21 protein-coding genes are annotated in these 18417 nt (G+C 67.5%); 15 read left to right on the top strand and 6 right to left on the bottom strand.

Annotated elements, in window-relative coordinates:
* The first annotated feature begins 22 nt into the window (after positions 1-22).
* A complete protein-coding gene (locus ACTHQV_RS12080) occupies positions 23-943 on the top strand; it encodes an ABC transporter ATP-binding protein (protein ID WP_440490560.1) in 921 nt (306 codons plus the stop codon).
* The gene (locus ACTHQV_RS12075) at positions 940-2157 is read left to right on the top strand and encodes an ABC transporter permease (RefSeq protein WP_440490559.1); all 1218 of its coding nucleotides are present in this window, start codon (positions 940-942) and stop codon (positions 2155-2157) included. The genes ACTHQV_RS12080 and ACTHQV_RS12075 overlap by 4 nt, the downstream gene beginning before the upstream one ends.
* A gap of 52 nt (positions 2158-2209) precedes the next feature.
* Here ACTHQV_RS12075 and cobS read toward each other — a convergent pair whose 3' ends face one another.
* Both cobS and ACTHQV_RS12065 read right to left on the bottom strand, forming a co-directional pair.
* Complete coding sequence (gene cobS / locus ACTHQV_RS12070) at positions 2210-3208, bottom strand: cobaltochelatase subunit CobS (RefSeq protein ID WP_440490557.1); 999 nt, start codon at positions 3206-3208, stop codon at positions 2210-2212.
* Between the two features lie 60 nt (positions 3209-3268).
* The gene (locus ACTHQV_RS12065) at positions 3269-3937 is read right to left on the bottom strand and encodes a winged helix-turn-helix transcriptional regulator (protein WP_440490555.1); all 669 of its coding nucleotides are present in this window, start codon (positions 3935-3937) and stop codon (positions 3269-3271) included.
* A 70-nt stretch (positions 3938-4007) separates the two neighbouring features.
* Between ACTHQV_RS12065 and ACTHQV_RS12060 the strand changes: the two genes are divergently transcribed.
* From ACTHQV_RS12060 to ACTHQV_RS12040, 5 genes are read left to right on the top strand one after another with little or no spacing between them, the layout of a single operon-like run.
* Positions 4008-4436 (top strand): VOC family protein, encoded by a 429-nt coding sequence (locus ACTHQV_RS12060; RefSeq protein WP_440490554.1) that lies wholly within the window; start codon positions 4008-4010, stop codon positions 4434-4436.
* The gene (locus ACTHQV_RS12055) at positions 4433-5158 is read left to right on the top strand and encodes a DUF1428 domain-containing protein (RefSeq protein WP_440490552.1); all 726 of its coding nucleotides are present in this window, start codon (positions 4433-4435) and stop codon (positions 5156-5158) included. The genes ACTHQV_RS12060 and ACTHQV_RS12055 overlap by 4 nt, the downstream gene beginning before the upstream one ends.
* Positions 5155-5922, top strand: coding sequence for a VOC family protein (locus ACTHQV_RS12050; RefSeq protein WP_440490551.1), 768 nt, complete (start codon positions 5155-5157; stop codon positions 5920-5922). Before ACTHQV_RS12055 ends, ACTHQV_RS12050 begins: the two co-directional genes overlap by 4 nt.
* On the top strand, positions 5919-6404 hold the full coding sequence (locus tag ACTHQV_RS12045) for a VOC family protein (protein ID WP_440490550.1): 486 nt from the start codon (positions 5919-5921) through the stop codon (positions 6402-6404). The genes ACTHQV_RS12050 and ACTHQV_RS12045 overlap by 4 nt, the downstream gene beginning before the upstream one ends.
* Positions 6401-6856 (top strand): SRPBCC family protein, encoded by a 456-nt coding sequence (locus ACTHQV_RS12040; protein ID WP_440490549.1) that lies wholly within the window; start codon positions 6401-6403, stop codon positions 6854-6856. Before ACTHQV_RS12045 ends, ACTHQV_RS12040 begins: the two co-directional genes overlap by 4 nt.
* Before the next feature lie 186 nt (positions 6857-7042).
* Here the strand turns inward: ACTHQV_RS12040 and ACTHQV_RS12035 are convergent, their stop codons facing one another.
* Positions 7043-7657, bottom strand: coding sequence for a J domain-containing protein (locus tag ACTHQV_RS12035; protein WP_440490547.1), 615 nt, complete (start codon positions 7655-7657; stop codon positions 7043-7045).
* Positions 7658-7693: 36 nt separating this feature from the next.
* On the opposite strand from ACTHQV_RS12035, the gene ACTHQV_RS12030 reads away from it, so the two are divergent.
* Genes ACTHQV_RS12030 through ACTHQV_RS12015 form a run of 4 tightly spaced genes read left to right on the top strand, consistent with a single transcriptional unit; the run spans position 7694 to position 10486 of the window.
* Positions 7694-7984, top strand: coding sequence for a BolA family protein (locus tag ACTHQV_RS12030; RefSeq protein WP_440490546.1), 291 nt, complete (start codon positions 7694-7696; stop codon positions 7982-7984).
* Positions 7981-8685 (top strand): glutathione S-transferase, encoded by a 705-nt coding sequence (locus ACTHQV_RS12025; protein ID WP_440490544.1) that lies wholly within the window; start codon positions 7981-7983, stop codon positions 8683-8685. Before ACTHQV_RS12030 ends, ACTHQV_RS12025 begins: the two co-directional genes overlap by 4 nt.
* Positions 8685-9587, top strand: a complete 903-nt coding sequence (locus tag ACTHQV_RS12020) for a pirin family protein (RefSeq protein ID WP_440490542.1) — start codon at positions 8685-8687, stop codon at positions 9585-9587. The genes ACTHQV_RS12025 and ACTHQV_RS12020 overlap by 1 nt, the downstream gene beginning before the upstream one ends.
* A complete protein-coding gene (locus ACTHQV_RS12015; protein WP_440490541.1) occupies positions 9584-10486 on the top strand; it encodes an alpha/beta fold hydrolase in 903 nt (300 codons plus the stop codon). The genes ACTHQV_RS12020 and ACTHQV_RS12015 overlap by 4 nt, the downstream gene beginning before the upstream one ends.
* Before the next feature lie 161 nt (positions 10487-10647).
* Here ACTHQV_RS12015 and phbB read toward each other — a convergent pair whose 3' ends face one another.
* The 3 genes from phbB to ACTHQV_RS12000 are packed head-to-tail and all read right to left on the bottom strand — an operon-like array spanning position 10648 to position 14682.
* Positions 10648-11370, bottom strand: coding sequence for an acetoacetyl-CoA reductase (gene phbB, locus ACTHQV_RS12010; RefSeq protein WP_440490540.1), 723 nt, complete (start codon positions 11368-11370; stop codon positions 10648-10650).
* Positions 11371-11400: 30 nt separating this feature from the next.
* Positions 11401-12408: a ferrochelatase gene (gene hemH, locus ACTHQV_RS12005; RefSeq protein WP_440490538.1), complete on the bottom strand. Its 1008-nt coding sequence runs from the start codon at positions 12406-12408 to the stop codon at positions 11401-11403.
* A 45-nt stretch (positions 12409-12453) separates the two neighbouring features.
* The gene (locus tag ACTHQV_RS12000; protein ID WP_440490537.1) at positions 12454-14682 is read right to left on the bottom strand and encodes a molybdopterin cofactor-binding domain-containing protein; all 2229 of its coding nucleotides are present in this window, start codon (positions 14680-14682) and stop codon (positions 12454-12456) included.
* Positions 14683-14936: 254 nt separating this feature from the next.
* Here ACTHQV_RS12000 and lgt point away from each other — a divergent pair, with 254 nt between their 5' ends.
* The 4 genes from lgt (at position 14937) to pgeF (ending at position 18370) form a co-directional block, all read left to right on the top strand.
* Positions 14937-15836, top strand: a complete 900-nt coding sequence (gene lgt, locus ACTHQV_RS11995; RefSeq protein ID WP_440490536.1) for a prolipoprotein diacylglyceryl transferase — start codon at positions 14937-14939, stop codon at positions 15834-15836.
* Positions 15837-16035: 199 nt separating this feature from the next.
* Positions 16036-17082 carry a class I SAM-dependent methyltransferase gene (locus ACTHQV_RS11990; protein ID WP_440490534.1) on the top strand — a complete coding sequence of 349 codons (1047 nt, stop codon included), beginning with the start codon at positions 16036-16038 and terminating at the stop codon, positions 17080-17082.
* A complete protein-coding gene (locus tag ACTHQV_RS11985; RefSeq protein ID WP_440490532.1) occupies positions 17079-17588 on the top strand; it encodes an N-acetyltransferase family protein in 510 nt (169 codons plus the stop codon). Before ACTHQV_RS11990 ends, ACTHQV_RS11985 begins: the two co-directional genes overlap by 4 nt.
* An 11-nt stretch (positions 17589-17599) precedes the next feature.
* The gene (gene pgeF, locus ACTHQV_RS11980) at positions 17600-18370 is read left to right on the top strand and encodes a peptidoglycan editing factor PgeF (protein WP_440490781.1); all 771 of its coding nucleotides are present in this window, start codon (positions 17600-17602) and stop codon (positions 18368-18370) included.
* The last annotated feature ends 47 nt before the right edge of the window (positions 18371-18417 follow it).

The following is an 18417-nucleotide window of genomic DNA, read 5'->3' as shown; positions in this document are numbered from 1 at the left end:
GGCGACGTGTGGGGGATGTTGGTTGCGGCAGGAAGATTGGGCGCTCAGCGCCAACGGACTGGTCAAGCGTTTCGGTGACCGGCGGGTCGTCGACGGCATCGACCTGCAGGTGCCGTACGGCGCGGTGTACGGCGTGCTCGGCCCCAATGGCGCGGGCAAGACGACGACGCTGCGCATGCTGCTCGGCATCATCGAACCCGACGAAGGCCATCGCCGCCTGCTCGGCCGATCGGCCCCGCGCGACGCATCCGACCGGGTCGGCTATCTGCCCGAGGAACGCGGGCTGTACCCCGGCATGAAGGCACGCGAGGCGATCGCGTTCATGGGTGCGCTGCGCGGCCTCGACTGGTCGGTCGGGCGCAAGCGTGCCGGCGTCATGCTCGAACAGGCGGGACTCGGCCACGCGATCGACAGCAAGATCCGCAAGCTGTCCAAGGGCATGGCGCAGTTCGTCCAGCTGCTGGGATCGGTCGTTCACCAACCCGAATTCCTCGTCCTCGACGAACCCTTTTCCGGGCTCGACCCGGTCAATCAGGAACGGCTGGAGGCGCTGATCCGCGCCGAACGCGACCGGGGGGCGACGATCCTGTTCTCGACCCATGTCATGGCCCATGCCGAGCGGCTGTGCGACCGGCTGTGCATCATCGCCGGCGGCAAGCGCCGGTTCGAAGGCACGGTCGACGATGCCCGCGCGCTGCTGCCGATGAAGGCGCATTATGTCCCGCGCGACCCCAGCCCCGGCATTGCCGCGCTGCTGCCGGGCGATGCGCAGGAGGAACGCGGCGGCTGGCGCTTCACGCTGCCGCCCGAGGGGATCGAGGGGATATTGGTGCGACTGATCGACGCCGGTTACGGCATATCGGGGCTATCGATCGAACGGCCGGGGCTGCACGATGCGTTCGTCCGCATCGTCGGCGAAGCCGATGCGGAGAAGGCCGCATGAGCCGCCTGATCCGTCAGACGCTGACCATCGCCCGTCGCGACTTCATCGCAACGGTGATGACGCCGATGTTCCTGCTGTTCCTGCTCGCGCCGCTGCTGTTCGGCAGTTTCGGCGCGGTCGGCAGCCTCGGCGCACAGAGCGTCGGGCAGAATGCGGAGGGCAAGGAACGGCTCTATGCCATCGTCGCGCCGGCCGATGCCGCGCGGCTGCGCGCCGCCGATGCGCTGATCCGCCCGGCAGTGTCACGCGAACGCGGCCTGCCGCCACTGGTCACCGTCGCCCCGGCGGGCGACCCGGCGGCGCAGGCCCGCGCGCTGCTGTCCGATGCCGACATGGACGTTCCGGCGGTGCTGTACGGTCCGCTCGACCGGCCGCAACTGATCCATGCCAACCCGACCTCGACCACCGCGCGCTATCTCGCCGCCATCGCCGAACAGGCGCTGCGCGACCAGCGCGCCAATCTCGGCGCCGATCGGCTGTCGCAGCCGACGTTCACCCGCGTCGAACGCAGCAGCACCTCGCTCGGCGGCAAGAGCGCGGCGGGCTTCTTCGCGGTCGTATCGCTGTTCGTCGTCACGCTGATGTTGGCAGGGCAAGCGGTCGGTACGATGGCGGAGGAACGCTCGAACAAGGTGATCGAGGTGCTGGCCGCCGCCGTGCCGCTCGAATCGGTGTTCCTCGGCAAGCTGCTCGGCATGTTCGGGGTGGCGGTGCTGTTCCTCGCCTTCTGGGCAGCGGTCGGTGCCAATATCGGTGCGTTGCTGCCGCCCGATTTCACCGCCGGCATGTCGGGCATCGCGCCTGCGATCGGCGTTCCGGGGTTCGCGGTCCTCTACATCCTCTATTTCACCATGGCCTATATGCTGCTGGGCGCGGTGTTCCTGACGGTCGGCGCACAGGCATCGACACCGCGCGAGATCCAGATGCTGTCGCTGCCGATCACCATCTTCCAGATGGCGATGTTCGGTTTCGCGCTGGCGGCGATCGGCCGACCGGGCAGTTGGGTCGCGCTCGCCGCGGAGATATTCCCGTTCAGCAGCCCGTTCGCCATGGCCGCCCGCGCTGCGACCAGCGGCGCATGGTGGCCGCATATCGCTGCGCTCGCGTGGCAATTGCTGTGGGTGGCGCTGACGATCGTGATCGGCGCACGGCTGTTCCGGCGCGGCGTGCTGCAATCCGCGGGCCCGAAGTTCCGGTGGTTCCGGCGGGGTTGAGGTCGGAACGGACGGCGTCGCCCCGGACTCGGTCCGAGGCGACGGATCCGCTCTACGCCTTCGCGACCACGCTTTCGGGCAGGTCCTTGCCGAACACCCGCTGATAATATTCGGCGACCAGTGCCCGCTCTGCCTCGTCGCACTTGTTCAAGAACGACAGGCGGAATGCGAAGCCGACATCGCCGAAGATCAGCGCGTTCTGTGCCCAGGTGATGACGGTACGCGGGCTCATGACCGTCGAGATATCGCCATTGACGAACCCCCGCCGCGTCATGTCGGCCACGCGTACCATCTTCTCGACCGTCTCCTTGCCGCCGACCTTGTCATATTCGCCCGACTTGGCGAGCACGATCCGCGCTTCGGTGGCGGCGGGCAGGTAGTTCAGGGTGACGACGATGTTCCACCGGTCCATCTGCCCCTGATTGATCTGCTGCGTACCGTGATACAGGCCCGACGTATCGCCCAGACCCACGGTATTCGCCGTCGCGAACAGCCGGAAATAGGGGTTGGGCCGGATCACGCGATTCTGGTCGAGGAGCGTCAGCTTGCCCTCGGTCTCCAGCACGCGCTGGATCACGAACATCACGTCGGGGCGTCCGGCATCATATTCGTCGAACACCAGCGCGGTCGGGGTCTGGAGCGCCCAGGGCAGCAGCCCTTCGCGGAACTCGGTTATCTGCTGCCCGTCCTTCAACACGATCGCGTCGCGCCCGATCAGGTCGATGCGGCTGATATGCGCGTCGAGGTTGATGCGGATGCACGGCCAGTTCAGCCGCGCCGCGACCTGTTCGATATGCGTCGACTTGCCGGTGCCGTGATATCCCTGCACCATCACCCGCCGATTATGCGCAAAGCCCGCCAGGATCGCCAGCGTCGTGTCGGGATCGAACACATAGGCCGGATCGGCATCGGGCACGCGTTCGTCGGCGACCGAGAAGGCGGGCACTTCGAGATCGCTGTCAATGCCGAACAGGTCGCGCACCTTCACCATCCGGTCGGGTGCGCTCAGGATCGTGGTCGCGGATGCTTCGGGCAGGGTATCGGTGGTCATGCGGGCCTTTCGCGTGGGCGCGGGGAAGCGCCCGCGGTCCTTTAGGACGAAGCGGGCCGCCTACTCAACCTTTGGCGGCAGGCGGAACAGCGTCGTGAACCGTTCGGCAATGGCGCGGTTCCCCTCGACCGTGATCGCCCCGGCCATCGCCAGCGGCAGTCCGCCATAGACGACCGGCAGGAACGCATTGGGCGTGCCCGACAGCGTCGCCTCGACCGGCCCCGCCCCCCGCCGGATGTGCAGCGCGCGCCCGGCCAGCGTCGCGACATAGCGCTCCTCGCCGAAGCGGAATCCGACCCTCGCCTGCCAGTCCCCCGCCCGCTCCGCCACCAGCAGCATTTTTAGCGACAGCATCAGCGACACGGTGGAGAAGGGCAGTGTCGGATCATGCGTCGGCGACCGCAACGCCCATTTCGCCAGCGCGAGCACCACCGGTTCGCTCTCATAGCCCCAAGGCGTCAGTTCATAGACCTGGACATTGGCTGGCGGCGGCAGGCGGTGGCGATGGACGATCCCCGCTGCCTCCAATCCCCCCAGCCGCTGCGTCAGCACATTGGCGCTGATCCCCGGCAGTCCGGAGCGCAATTCCCCGAAGCGGCGCGGCCCCAGCAGCAACTCGCGCATCAGCAGCAAGGCCCAGCGCTCGCCGACATATTCCATGCCCAGTGCCGCGCCGCACGCATCGTCATAGCGGCGCCGATCGGCCTTGGTTACTTTTTCTAACTCCATCGTTGCATTTTCTAACCCATGGGCGCACCCAAGACAAACAGCGATTCGAGATGTCCTGAGAGAGGGTGCCATGTCGAAGATGATTTTCGTGAACCTCGCGGTGGCCGATGTGCCTGCCGCCACGCGATTTTACGAAGCGATCGGCTTCGTGAAGGATGAGCGTTTCTCGAACGATCGCGGATCGGGCATGACTTGGTCGGAAAGCATTCACGTCATGCTGCTCGACCGCGAATTCTACGCGACCTTCACACCCAAACGGATCATCGATGCGAAGACCGAAAGCGGCGTGCTGCTGGCGCTGTCGTTCGACGATCGCGCCGCGGTCGACGCGATTACCGAAGCGGCGCTGGCGGCAGGCGGGCGCGAACTCCACGATCCCGAGGACCAAGGATTCATGTACAGCCGCGCGTTCGAGGATCTCGACGGCCATGGTTGGGGGCCGTTTCCCATGGACATGGCCGCGGCGCAAGCGGCGCATGCCGAAGGGACTGCGGCATGACTTATATCGACGGGTTCGTGACCCCGGTGCCGCGCGCCAATCGCGCCGCCTATGAACGCCATGTCGCAGCGGCGGCGCAGATCTTTGCCGATCTCGGCGCGACGCGGCTGGTCGAATGCTGGGGCGACGATGTGCCAGCCGGCAAGCATACCGACTTCGCGCGATCGGTCGCCCTGGCCGACGATGAGGAGGTGCTGTTCAGCTGGATCGAATATCCCGACCGTGCGACCCGCGATGCGGCTGGCGCGGCGATGATGGCCGATCCGCGCATGGCCGAACTGGACATGCCCTTCAACGGGAAACGCATGATCTATGGCGGGTTCGACGGCGTCATGGTCAGCGGCGACGACGCGACGCCCGGCTATGTCGATGGTTGCCTGACGCCGGTCCGCAGCGAGGATCGCGACGCCTATCTCACCTTCGCCGCCGAATCGGCACAGGTGTTTCGCGATCACGGCGCGTTGCGCGTCGTGGAGGGCTGGGGCGACGACGTGCCGCCGGGTAAGCACACAGATTACGCCCGCGCCGTCGATCTGCAGGATGGCGAGGTCACCTGCTATTCGTGGATCGAATGGCCGTCGAAGGATGCACGCAATACCGGTTGGCAGGCGGTGATGGCCGACCCGCGCATGGCCGACCGCGCCATGCCCTTCGACGGCAAACGCATGGTCTATGGCGGTTTCACGCCGATCTTCGACAAACGCATGGGAGCGGACGCATGAACCGGCAGGGCGACTTCATCTGGTATGAATTGCTGACCAGCGACATCGACGCGGCAGCCGCCTTCTACAGCGACGTTATCGGGTGGCGGGTGCAGGATTCGGGCATGCCCGGCATGGACTATCGCCTGTTCGTCGCGCCCGACGGCGCGATGATCGGCGGGCTGATGGCGATGCCGCCGGGCATGCCCGCGCCGGTCTGGCTCGGCTATGTCGCGGTCGACGATGTCGATGCCGCCGCCGCCGATTTCGTCGCGAACGGCGGCGCGCAGCACATGGCCCCGACCGACATTCCCGGCGTCGGCCGCATCGCGATGCTGACCGATCCGCAGGGCGCCGCGCTCTATCTGATGCGCAGCGAGAGCGACGAAACCAGCACCGTCTTCCAGCCCGCCGATCAGGCGACGCCCGGCCATTTCGTCTGGAACCAGTTGATGGCCCCCGACCCCGACGGCGCCATCGCCTTCTATGTCGACCGGTTCGGCTGGCGACAGGAAGGGTCGATGCCGATGGGATCGTTCGGCGACTACAAGTTCCTGTTAAACGGCGACGTCGCGATCGGCGCGGCGATGGGCATGGTGCCCGGCGGCCAGCCCGGCTGGCAATATTCGACCCATGTCGCCGATATCGACCATGCTGCCGACCGGATCAGGGGCGGCGGCGGTACGATCCTGCAGGGGCCGGACCAGATCCCCGGCGGCAGCTATTCGATAGTCGCAATCGACCCACAGGGCGCGCGCTTCGGGTTGGTCGGTCCGCGCACATGAGCAAGCTGCAACTATGCCTCGTCGTCAACGGCCGGGCGGAGGAAGCGGCACGCTTCTACGCCGCGACCTTTCCCGACAGCGCGCTCGGGGCGATCCACCCGGCCGCTGCCGACTTTCCCGGCGGCAAGGCGGGCGACACGCTGGTCGTCGAATTCACCCTGCTCGGCCAGCCCTGTTTCGCGCTAAATTACGGCCCGCCCACGCCCTTTTCCGACGCGATCTCGTTCCAGGTGCTGACCGACGATCAGGCAGAGACCGACCGCTACTGGAACGCGATCGTCGCCGATGGCGGACGCGCCCGCGACTGCGGCTGGTGCCAGGACCGTTTCGGCCTGTCGTGGCAGATCACGCCGCGCGCGCTGATGGCGGGCATGGCCGATCCCGATCCGGCGGCGGCCGCGCGGGTCATGCAGGCGATGATGACGATGCAGAAGATCGACATCGCCGCTATCGAGGCCGCCCGCAGCGGAGAAGCACAATGACCGAACACGAGCTGGCGATCGAACGCCGCATCGCCGCCCCTATCGACGCCGTCTGGCGGGCATGGACCGAGCATCTTCCCAAATGGTGGGCGCCGCGCCCCTGGACCACCGAACTCCTGGGACTGGACCTGACGCCGGGCGGCCGGTTCGCGACGACGATGCGCGGTCCGAATGGCGAGGAAATGACCGGCGAGGGCGTGATCCTCGACGTGGTGCCCCACGAACGCATCGTCTTCACCAACGCCTTCGCGCCGGGCTGGATACCGCAGCCGCAGCGGCTGGCGATCGTCGGCCTCTTCACCTTCGAGGCCGATGGCGACCACACCCGCTACCGCGCCGCCGCCCGCCATTGGGATGAGGAAACCGCTAAGATGCATGCCGAAATGGGCTTCGAGGGCGGCTGGGGCATGGTCGCGCAGCAACTGGAAGCGGTGGCGGTCAATTTCGCGTAACGGTGGCTACCGCTACCCTTCCCCCAAACCCTTCCCCCATCCCATTCGCTTCGAGCGTAGGTTCGAGCCTGTCGAGAACCGTAGTCGAGAAGGGGTTGCCCCCAAGCGATCGCGTTCTCGACGGACGCTTCTCGACAAGCTCGAAGCTGCTCGAACCGAACGGGTGCGGGCGGAAACGACACCCGCTCACGCAAACGCGGGCGCCCGCTTCAACTGCTGATAGGCCGCGATCACCTTCTGCAACGCCGCCTCATGCTGCCGGTCGCCACCGTTACGGTCGGGATGATAGCGCCGCACCAGTTCCGAATAACGCTGGCGCAACCCCGTCCGGTCGACATCGATCTCCAGCCCCATGACCTTCAGCGCCGATCGGTCGGCGGGGCTGAGCGGCCGGCCGTCCTTGCGCTCGGCCCGGTTCACCCGGGCGTCGCGGAACTTCGCGCCGATCGCGTCGAGGGGATCGGCGAAATCGGCCCAGGCCGGTCCCGGATCGCCGCCGGCGCGGGCAAAGGCACGCGTCTCGCGGTCCCATCCGGCATAGGGACGCTGCGCATCGTGAATTTCCTCGGCGGTCATCCCCGCAAAGTAATTATACCCGGCATTGAACGCGCGGATATGGTCGAGGCAGAACCAGCGATAGGCGCTCGGCCGTTCGCCCCCCTGCGGCGCACCCTCCAGCGGTGGCGCACGAAATTCGCCCGCTTCGTCGCATCCCGGCACTTCGCACGGCCGGCCATTCGCCTCGACCCGCCCGTGGAAGCGGGCATTGGGACGGTCCTTGCTGATCTTCTCGCGCGCCACGCGACTCCCTTTGGCAAAACCGGTTATATAGGTCGGATGACCGACACCACCACCATGCCGCTCGCCGATCTGATCGCCCAGCGGCTGCGCGACGCGCTCGCCCCCACCCATCTGGTCGTGACCAACGACAGCCACCACCATGCCGGCCATATGGGCGACGACGGTACGGGCGAGACTCATTTTTCCGTCGAGATCGTGGCGGATGGCTTTATCGGCCAGTCGCGCGTTGGGCGGCAGCGGATGGTCAACCGGGCGCTTGCCGACCTGCTGGCCACCCGCATCCACGCGCTGGCGATCCGCGCCCGCGCTCCGGGAGATGGCGATTGAGCTACGACCTCTGGTACTGGCCGACGATACAGGGCCGCGGCGAATTCGTGCGGCTGGCGATGGAGGGCGCGGGCATCGCCTATCGCGACCGCGCGCGTGAGGACGGGGTGGAGCCGATGCTGGCGATGCTCGAACAGCATCCGCGCCCGCCCTTCGCCCCGCCCTTCCTCTCGCTCGACGGCTTCGTCGTCGCGCAGGTAGCCAACATCCTGCAATATCTGGGCGAACGCCACGGCCTCAGCCTGTCGAGCATCCGCGACCGGCAATGGGCCAATCAATGGCAACTGACCATCGCCGACCTCGTCGCGGAGGTGCACGATGTCCATCACCCGGTCGGCACCGGCGACTATTATGACGACCAGAAGCCCGAGGCTGCCCGCGCCGCGGCGCAGTTCCTGGGCGAACGCCTGCCGAAATTCCTGACCTATTTCGAAGACCTGCTGAGCGAAAACAACGATCCGTGGGCCATCGACCATCGCTGGACCTATGTTGACACCTCGCTGTTCCAGTTGGTGGAGGGGCTGCGCTACGCCTTTCCCCGGCGGATGGCGACGCTCGAACCCGGCCTCCCGCGGCTGATCGCGATCCGTAATGCGGTGGCGACGCTGCCCGGCATCGCCGACTATCTTGCCAGCGACCGGCGTATCCCTTTCAATGAAGACGGAATTTTTCGCCACTATCCCGAACTGGACGCCGATTGATGGAAAACGACCGCTTCTTTCTGCAGACGATCCAGCCGATCACCCACGACCTTGGCGGGTTCAAGGTCCATCGCACCCTGCCGACGAAGACGCGGACGATGGTCGGCCCGTTCATCTTCTTCGACCAGATGGGCCCGGCCGAACTCGATCCGGGTCAGGGAATCGACGTGCGCCCGCATCCGCACATCAACCTGTCGACCGTCACCTATCTGTTCGGCGGGGCGATCGACCATCGCGATTCGCTCGGCACCTTTGCCCGGATCGAACCCGGCGCGGTCAATCTGATGACCGCCGGCCACGGCATCGTCCATTCCGAACGATCGCCGGACGACGAACGCGCCGGCGGGCCGCTGCTGTCGGGTATCCAGACGTGGCTGGCGATGCCCGAGGATCGCGAGGAGATCGATCCCGCATTCGAACATGTCGAGGCCGAGCGCCTGCCGATCGTCAGCGGCAGCGGCGCGACCGCGCGCGTCGTGATGGGCGACCTGTGGGGCGTCTCTGCGCCGACCACCCAATATGCCGCGACCATCTATGCCGACATCATTCTCGACGCGAACGGTGCGATCCCGATCGACGCCGGGGCCGACGAACGCGCCCTCTACCTGACGCATGGCGATGCGGGGCTGGACGGCGTCGCACTCGAACCGATGACGCTCTACGTCCTGCGCCCGGGCATCGCCGCCACGCTGCGCTCGTCGGGCGGTGCGCGCGTCATGCTGTGCGGTGGCGAAGCGTTCACGACCCCGCGCCACGTCTGGTGGAATTTTGTCTCGTCGCGCCGCGACCGCATCGATCAGGCGAAGGCCGACTGGAAAGCGGGCAACTTCCCCAAGGTGCCCGACGATGCCGAGGAATTCATTCCCATTCCCGAAGTTCCCAAGACGGTCAGCTATCCATGACGCCGCTGCGTCGGATCGCGCTGTCGACCGGCGTGTCGCTCGACGTGCGCGTAGCGGGCGATCCTGCCGCCCCGGCGATGGTCTTCCTCCACGGCTTTCCCGAATCGCACCGGACGTGGCGGCATCAACTGACCGAATTCGCGCGCGACCATCATGTCATCGCCCCCGACCAGCGCGGCTATGCCCGCTCCGACAAGCCGCCGGCAGTGGCCGACTATGCCGCCGACCGTATCGTCGCTGACCTGATCGCGCTCGCCGATGCGCTGGGCGTCAGCCGCTTCACGCTGGTCGGCCATGACTGGGGCGGCGCGATCGCATGGATGGCGGCGCTGCGTCATCTCGACCGGATCGAGCGCCTCATCATCCTCAACGCGCCGCACCCGCTGATCTTTCAACGTTCGCTGTTCGACGATCCCGAACAGCGCGCCGCCAGCCAGTACATCACGAGATTTCGCGACACGTCGATCGATCGCGGGCTGATCGGCGCCGGCCTCGAACATTTCTTCGCGACTGGCTTTGCCAAGCTGGTGACCCGCACCATCGCCGGCGCGGACAAGGCCGCCTATCTCGACGAATGGTCGCAGCCTGGCGCGATAACCGCAATGCTCAACTGGTACCGCGCCTCGGCGATCGTCGTCCCTGCGCCCGGCGAGACCCCCGAGCGCCCGGCATGGCTCGACGCCCCCTTCCCGCCCGTCACCCAGCCGACGCTGGTGATCTGGGGCGAGCGCGACCGGGCATTGCTGCCGGTACAGGTCGATGGGCTCGAGGCAGTGGTGCCCGACCTGACGGTGGCTAGGGTCGATGCCGGGCATTTCGTGCCGTGGGAAGCGCCCGATGCGGTCAACCGGACGATCCAGGAATGGCTGGCGGAGGACCGACTGATCCGCGCACGCTGACGCCGCCCGCGGTCGGGGACCTGCCGGTAACTGCGGGGCGCTGATTGCGCTGCGCCCCCGCCGACCCATCAGTTGCAATGACGCGCGCGCAAAAAAACGCCCCGACCTGCGCCGAGGCGTTTTTGAATCGTCGGACCGGCGGAAAACCCGCCGGTGCGCCATCAGTACATGTGCTGACCGCCGTTGATGCTGAGCGTCGATCCGGTCACGAACCCGCCCTCTTCCGAACACAGGAATGCGACGCCGCGCGCGATCTCGCTCGCCTGGCCCAGACGGCCGACCGGGATCTTCGCTACGATCTTTTCGAGCACGTCGGCCGGCACCGCCGCGACCATGTCGGTGTCGATATAGCCAGGGGCAATCGCGTTGACGGTCACGCCGAACCGCGCGCCTTCCTGTGCCAGCGCCTTGGTGAAACCATGGATGCCCGACTTGGCGGCGGCATAGTTGACCTGACCGTACTGGCCGGCCTGCCCGTTGATCGAACCGATATTGACGATGCGGCCCCATTTGCGGTCGCGCATGCCGGGGAAGGTCGCCTTGGCAAGGTTGAAGCAACCGCCGAGGTTGGTGCGGATCACGTCTTCCCACATGTCGTAGGTCATCTTCAGCAGCGTGCCGTCGCGGGTGATGCCGGCATTGTTGACGACGATATCGACCGGGCCGATCGCTTCCTCGACCTGCTTGACGCCGGCCTGGGTCGCTTCGAAATCGCCCACGTCCCATTTGAACGCCGCGATGCCGGTGCGTTCGGTGAACGCCTTCGCCTTCTCGTCATTGCCGGCATAGTTGGCGGCGACGGTGACGCCCATGTCCTTGAGCGCGAGGCTGATCGCCTCGCCGATACCGCGCGTGCCGCCGGTGACGATCGCTACCCGTGCCATGCATTCTCTCCCAGTGAATTTCCGTTACTGCTAGGCGGGGTCGATCCAGCCCGCAAGTTCGCGCGCGATAATGTTGCGCAACATTTTATTGCCTGTCGGCTCAGCATTCAGGCAGGGAAGATAGGCGAAATCGGTGCCGCCCGCTTCTTCGAAACTCTCGCGTCCGCGGATCGCCAGTTCCTCCAGCGTCTCCAGACAGTCGGCCGAGAAACCGGGCGCGAAGATCGCGACGCGGCGCTTGCCGGCCTTCGCCAGTTCGACCAACGTTTCGTCCGTGGCGGGGCCCAGCCATTTCGCCGGGCCGAAGCGCGACTGGAACGCGACGGTCAGCGGCCGGCCCAGCGCCTCCGCCACCAGCCGCGCGGTCTTCTGGCAATGGCAATGATAGGGGTCGCCCAGTTCCAGTGTCCGTTCGGGCATCCCGTGAAAGCTCGCGACGATCGCATCGGGTTCGAAGGTCAGCTTGGCCAGATCCTCGCGCAGCGTCGTCGCCAGCGCATCGATATAGAGCGGGTCGTCATAATAGGGCGGCAGGGTCCGGATCGCGGGCTGCCAGCGCAATTTGGCAAGGTGTGCGAACGCCTTGTCATTGGCCGTCGCGGTCGTTGCTGCGCAATATTGCGGGTAGAGCGGCGCCAGCAGGATGCGCTCGCACCCCTGTTGCCGAAGCGTTTCGATCCGGCTGGCGATCGATGGATTGCCGTACCGCATCGCCCAGTCGATCACGACCCCGTCTCCGAACGCGCCCTGCATCGCCTCCGACTGCGCACGGGTGATCGCGGCGAGCGGCGAGCCCTTCTCGCTCCACACTTGCTGATAGGCGTGCGCCGACTTCTTTGGACGTGTGTTCAGGATGATGCCGCGCAGGATTGGTTGCCAGGCGATCGGCGGAATTTCGACGACGCGGCGATCGGACAGGAATTCGGCGAGATAGCGCTTCACCGATCGCGGCGAGGGATCGTCGGGCGTCCCGAGGTTCATCAGCAATACGCCGACGCGGCGCTTAGGAATGGCGGGGTGATTCGGCGGCAGGTCCATGGCGCGGTGTAACGCGCGAGCCGGCCCAAGGTGGCAAGCGCTTTCCTATGTAAGAAGCGGCAGCGTGCGATAGCGCCGCCCGGTCGCGGCGTGCAACGCATTGGCGATGGCGGGGGCGACGACCGGCACCGCCAGTTCGCTGACCCCGCCCGGATCGGCATCCGATTCGATCAGTTCGATCATGATCTCGGGACTATCGGCCAGCCGCGGCAGGTCGAGGCCGCCGAACCCGCGCACCCCCGGCAGGTTCGCATCGAACCCGGTCGCGGCCCCCACCGCCTGCGCCATGCCGAAGATCAGCCCGCCCTCAACCTGTTGCCGGACCAGATCGGGGTTGATGATCCGCCCGCAATCGACCGCGACGACCAGCCGGTCGACCTTCACCCGCCCCCCGTCGAGCCGCGCCTCCGCCATGCAGGCGATCGCCGATCCGCGCATCCGGTGGCAGGCGATGCCCTGCGCGCTGCCGGGCACCCCGCCCTGCCACCCGCCCATCGTCGCGACGGTCGACAGGCAACGCGCGAGCGCGACGTCGCCGCCCAGCATCGCGATGCGGAACGAATGCGCCTCCATTCCCGCGAAGCCGGCCAGTTCGTCGAGGAAACATTCGGTGAAGAACGCCGTGTAGCTGTGCGCCCCCGACCGCCACCAGCCCGCCGGCAGACCCAGATCGGCGGGATGGTGATCGACCGCGACGTTCGGCACGCCATAGGCCGGCACCGCGCCTTCGGTCGCCAGCGCATCACTGCGATCCCCGGGCAGTGCCATACCGAGTGATGCCGCGACGTCACCGCCCAGCAGCAACCGAGCCAGATCGCGCCCGGTACGCGGCGCGGCGATCTGCGACCGCCAGCCAAGGATGCTGCCGCCCCGCCCCAGCCGCGCCGTCATCCGCGCGGCGGCGGGCGTGCGATAGCGATCGGCAAGGCAATCCTCACCGCGCGACCAGGTCAGCTGCACCGGCCGCTCCAGCCGGCGCGCCAGTACCGCGACCTGTTCGGCGGCGCGGTGGTCTAGGTTCGCACCGAACGATCCCCCGGCAATGGTCGGGTGCAGGATCACCCGATCCTCGTCGATGCCGATCGCGCGCGCAGCGGCAGCGCGCGCCAGCGTCGGCGCCTGTGTCGGCATCCACAGCGTCAGCGTGCCGTCATTCCATTCGGCGGTGGCGCTGGTCGGCTCGATCGCGGCATGGAGCGCGGCGCGCACGCGATAGGTCGCGGTCTGCGTCCGCCCGCCCGCAAAGGCCGCATCGACATCGCCCGCGTCATGGACCCGCGCCCCCTCCCCCGCCAGCGCGGCATCGAGCGCTGAGGCGATCGAGCGATCGTCGACCAACCCGTGCGTCTCGAAGCGCGGCGCCATCGCATCGACCGCGCGATTGGCCGCCCACCATGTCGTCGCGGCGGCCGCGACCCAGCGATCGGTCTGTACCACGCTTACCACCCCCGGCACCGCTTCGGCCGCCGCCTTGTCGATGCTCAGCAGCCGCGCATCACCGATCGGCCCCTGCCGGATCGAGGCGAAGACCATGCCGGGCCTGCGCACATCACCCGCAAAGGTCGCGCTGCCATCGACCTTGGCCGGCGCGTCGAGCCGGGGGGCGGGCGTGCCGATCAGCCGCTTGTCGTCGCCGGTCCTGAGCGGCAACTCCCCGCCGGGCAGGCTCTCGCGCACCGCGCGTTCGGCCAGCACCCCGAAGCGTTCGCGCCGCTCGCCCATCACCACGAACCCGTCGGCGGTGCCGCAACTGCGCCAATCGCCGCCCCAGCCGCGCGCCGCCGCCTTGCACAGCAATACCCGCGCCGCAGCGCCCGCCGCGCGCAGCGGTGCCTCGAACCGGCGGACCGAGGTCGACCCGGCGGTCAGCATGAGCGCGGTGCGCTCGGCATGGGTCGCGCGCGTCGCTTCCGGCAACAGCGCCAGCGCATCGCCGAACAGGATGCCGGCGGCCAGCGGATTGGCGTAAAGCGGGTTGATCGGCGCCGCCTCCACCGCGACCGTGCGCCAGTCGGCGCCCAGTTCGTCGGCCACGATCTGCGGCAGCGCGGTATAGACGCCCTGGCCATGTTCGGCCTGCGGCACCGCGACGGTGACCTGCCCGTCGCTGCCGATCTTCAGATAGGCGCCGAACACGCTCTCGCCCTCGGCGGCGGCGAGATTGACGCCGTAACGACGCGGCCACAGCCCCCATGCGACGATCAACCCGACCCCCGCCCCGCCGCCGATCAGCAGGTTGCGGCGGGTGATGCGGGGCGTGGAAGGTCCGGGCATTACCGTGCCGTATCACGCTCGCTCGCGTCGGGGGAAGGCGTAGCGTCACTCGCAATCCTCCCCACCACGTGGGGAGGGGGACCAGCCGCAGGCTGGTGGAGGGGAAGGCCACGGGCGCCACGTTTGCGGCCTTGCCCCTCCACCATCCGGCTCCGCCGGACGGTCCCCCTCCCCGCAAAGCGGGGAGGAGTTTCTGTTTCCCTATGCCGCCGAGCCCGATATTACCCGTCGCCACACAGCCGGAGCGTTCCCCCTTGATCCTTTCCACCCTCGCCACCGCCGCCGGCAATATCGGCATGGCCGCGGGCCATATCCGCTACAGCGATCTCGGGCTGGACCCGGTCGCGCTGAACCTCGGCTTCTTCCAGCTGAAGTGGTATTCGCTGGCCTATATCGCGGGCATCCTTGTCGGCTGGTGGTATCTCCTGAAGCTGCTCGACCAGCCGGGCGCACCGATGGCGCGGCGCCATGCCGACGACTTCGTCTTCTATGCGACGCTCGGCATCATTCTCGGCGGGCGGATCGGCTATGTCCTGTTCTACGCGCCCGAAATGATCCTCGATCCGATCAAGATATTGCGGCTGTGGGACGGCGGCATGTCGTTCCATGGTGGGGTGATCGGCACAGCGATCGGCATCATCCTGCTCGCGCGCAAGCATGGGCTCAACTGGCTGCGCGTCCACGATTATGTCGCGTGCTGCGCGCCGTTCGGGCTGTTCTTTGGCCGGCTGGCCAATTTCGTGAACGGCGAACTGTGGGGCCGGCCGAGCGACGTGCCATGGGCGGTCGTCTTCCCGCGCACCGTTCCCGGCGGGCTCGACCCGGCGCGTCATCCCAGCCAGTTGTACGAAGCCGGTCTCGAAGGGCTGCTGCTCGGCCTCGTCCTGTGGTTCCTGTTCTGGAAGACCGATGCCCGCTACCAGCCGGGCAAGCTGGTCGGCGCGTTCCTGCTCGGCTACGGCCTGTCGCGCTTCGTCGTCGAATTCTGGCGCGAACCCGATGCGCAGCTGGTCGAGTTCGCCCAAGCGACGGGCTTGCACATGGGCCAGTGGCTGACGCTGCCGATGATCGCCGGCGGCATCTACCTGATCGCGACCGCCAAGAAGCGCCGCGTGCGGGTGGAACCGATCGCCGGCACGGAGAGCGTGGCGTGAGTATCCTCCCCGGCACGGAGCACCGGGTCGGCCATGCCCCGCATGGCCGAGGATCGTCCGGGGGACGATCCGACCCGATGCTGGGGACCATGCGCAGCATGGTGGAGGGGGGTCGCCAACTCCATTCCGGCTGCACCTGCGGACACCCCCCTCCACCACCGCTTCGCGGCGGTCCCCCTCCCCGTGCCGGGGAGGATTTGTGACCGATCCCGCCCTTCCCGAACGGCTCGCCCGTGCGATCACGCTGGCCGGGCCGATCAGCCTCGCCCAGTTCATGGGCGCGGCCAATGCGCATTATTACGCGACGCGCGACCCGCTGGGCGCGAACGGCGATTTCACCACCGCGCCCGAAATCAGCCAGATGTTCGGCGAGCTGATCGGCCTGTCGCTGGCCGACCAATGGGATCGCGCCGGGCGTCCGGCGGCGCGCTATGTTGAATTCGGTCCCGGTCGCGGGACGCTCGCCGCTGATGCATTGCGCGCCATGGCTTCCGCCGGCTGCACCCCCAGCGTCCATTTCGTCGAAACCTCGCCGACGCTGCGCGCCGAACAGGCGAAGCGCGTGCCGCAGGCCGAATGGGCGATGGACAGTGTCGGCTTGCCCGACGACGGCCCGCTGCTGGTCGTCGCCAACGAATTCTTCGACGCACTGCCGATCCGGCAGCTGGTGAAGACCGCGGAGGGCTGGCGCGAGCGGCTGGTCGCGTGTCAGGACACTTTGTTCCTGCCGGTCGTGGGACAACGGGGTTTCGACCCGATCATTCCGCCACACCTGCGCGATGCGCCGGTCGGATCGGTCCTCGAAACCGCGCCAGCCTCCGTCGCCATCATGCGCCAGCTTGCCAAACGGCTAGTCGCGCAGGGCGGCTGCGCGATCGTGATCGACTATGGCTATAGCGGCCCGGCGATCGGCGACACGTTGCAGGCGGTGCGTGGTCACGGCTTCGTCAATCCCTATGACGTTCCGGGCGAACAGGACCTGACCGCGCATGTCGACTTCGCGACGCTCGCCGAAGCGGCGCGGGCGGAGGATGCCGTCGCCTACGGCCCGATCGAACAGGGGACGTTGCTAAAGGCGCTCGGCATCGACGCCCGCGTACAGGCGCTGTCGGCCAAATCGCCCGACCGCGCCGAAGGGCTGCGCGCCGATCGCGACCGTCTGGTCGAGGACGAACAGATGGGTAGTCTATTCAAGGCGATCGCGATTACCAGCCCCGGCTGGCCGGCCCCGGCGGGGTTCGCATGACCCCGCTGTTGCGCCCGGCCACGATCGCCGATGCCGCGCTGCTTGCTCGGATCGGCGCGGAAACCTTTACCGAGACGTTTGGCCATCTCTACGACCCCGCCGATCTCGCCGCCTTCCTCACCAACCACACGCCCGACAACTGGACGGCGGAATTGGCCGATCCGCGCTATCATATCGTGCTGACGATGGCGGACGACGAAGCGGCCGGCTACGCCAAGCTCGGCCCGCCCTCGCTGCCCTTCACGCCGCAGGGCAAGCCGATCGAACTGCGCCAATTCTATGTGCGCAGCGGCTGGCAGGGCAGCGGTCTCGCCGCGCGGATGATGGAACATATGCTGGAACAGGCGCGCGCGACCGGTGCCGACGAACTCTATCTGTCGGTGTTCGTCGACAATCATCGCGCGCGGCGTTTCTATGAACGCTATGGCTTTGAACGGGTCGGCAGCTACGACTTCATGGTCGGCAGTCATCGGGACGTGGATGACGTGATGCGGGTGGCCCTGTGACCGACAAGGATGTGAGCGCGGTCGAGGTCATCCGCGCCGCCGCGCTGAAAGGCGTGGCGCACGGCTTTCTCGGCCGGCGTGGCGGGGTGTCGACCGGTGTCGTCGCCGGGCTGAATGTCGGCCTGGGTTCTGCCGATGATCCGGCGGCGGTGGCGAAGAACCGCGCGCGTGCCGTCGCCGCGGTGCTGCCCGGCGCGGCGCTGTGCGGGCTGTACCAGACGCATAGCGCCTCGGTCGTGCGCGTGCTCACCGCCTTTCCCGACAGCGACCGGCCGCAGGGCGACGCGATGGTCACCGAACGGCCCGACATCCTGCTCGGCATCGTCACCGCCGATTGCGCGCCGGTGCTGCTCGCCGACCGCGACGCCGGGGTGATCGGTGCGGCGCATGCCGGGTGGAAGGGGGCGCTGGGGGGCATCACCGACGCGACCATCGCCCAGATGGAAAAGCTCGGCGCCCGCGCCGACCGCATCGCCGCCGCGATCGGCCCCTGCATCGCGCGGGCAAGCTATGAAGTCGATATGGGCTTTGTCGAACGCTTCTGCGCGACCGATCCGGCCAACGAACGCTTCTTCGCCGAAAACCGCCCCGGCCATGCGCGGTTCGATCTGGAGGCCTATGTCGTCCACCGGCTGGCGGCGGCGGGGGTGCGGCGGATCGAGGCGCTGGGCCTCGACACCTATGCGCAGGAAGACCGCTTCTACAGCTTCCGCCGCGCGACGCATCGCGGGGAACCGGATTACGGGCGGCAATTGTCGGTGATCGGGATCGCCCGCCCCTGAACGCCCGATTTGGTTTCTCCCGTAACTATCGCTACCCTCTCCGAAAA

Origin of the sequence: Sphingomonas sp. SAFR-052, from assembly GCF_051965015.1 — a bacterium.
Lineage (GTDB): Bacteria > Pseudomonadota > Alphaproteobacteria > Sphingomonadales > Sphingomonadaceae > Sphingomonas.
The sequence above is the reverse complement of the archived record's forward strand: the minus strand, read 5'-3'. Positions and strand labels throughout refer to the sequence as shown.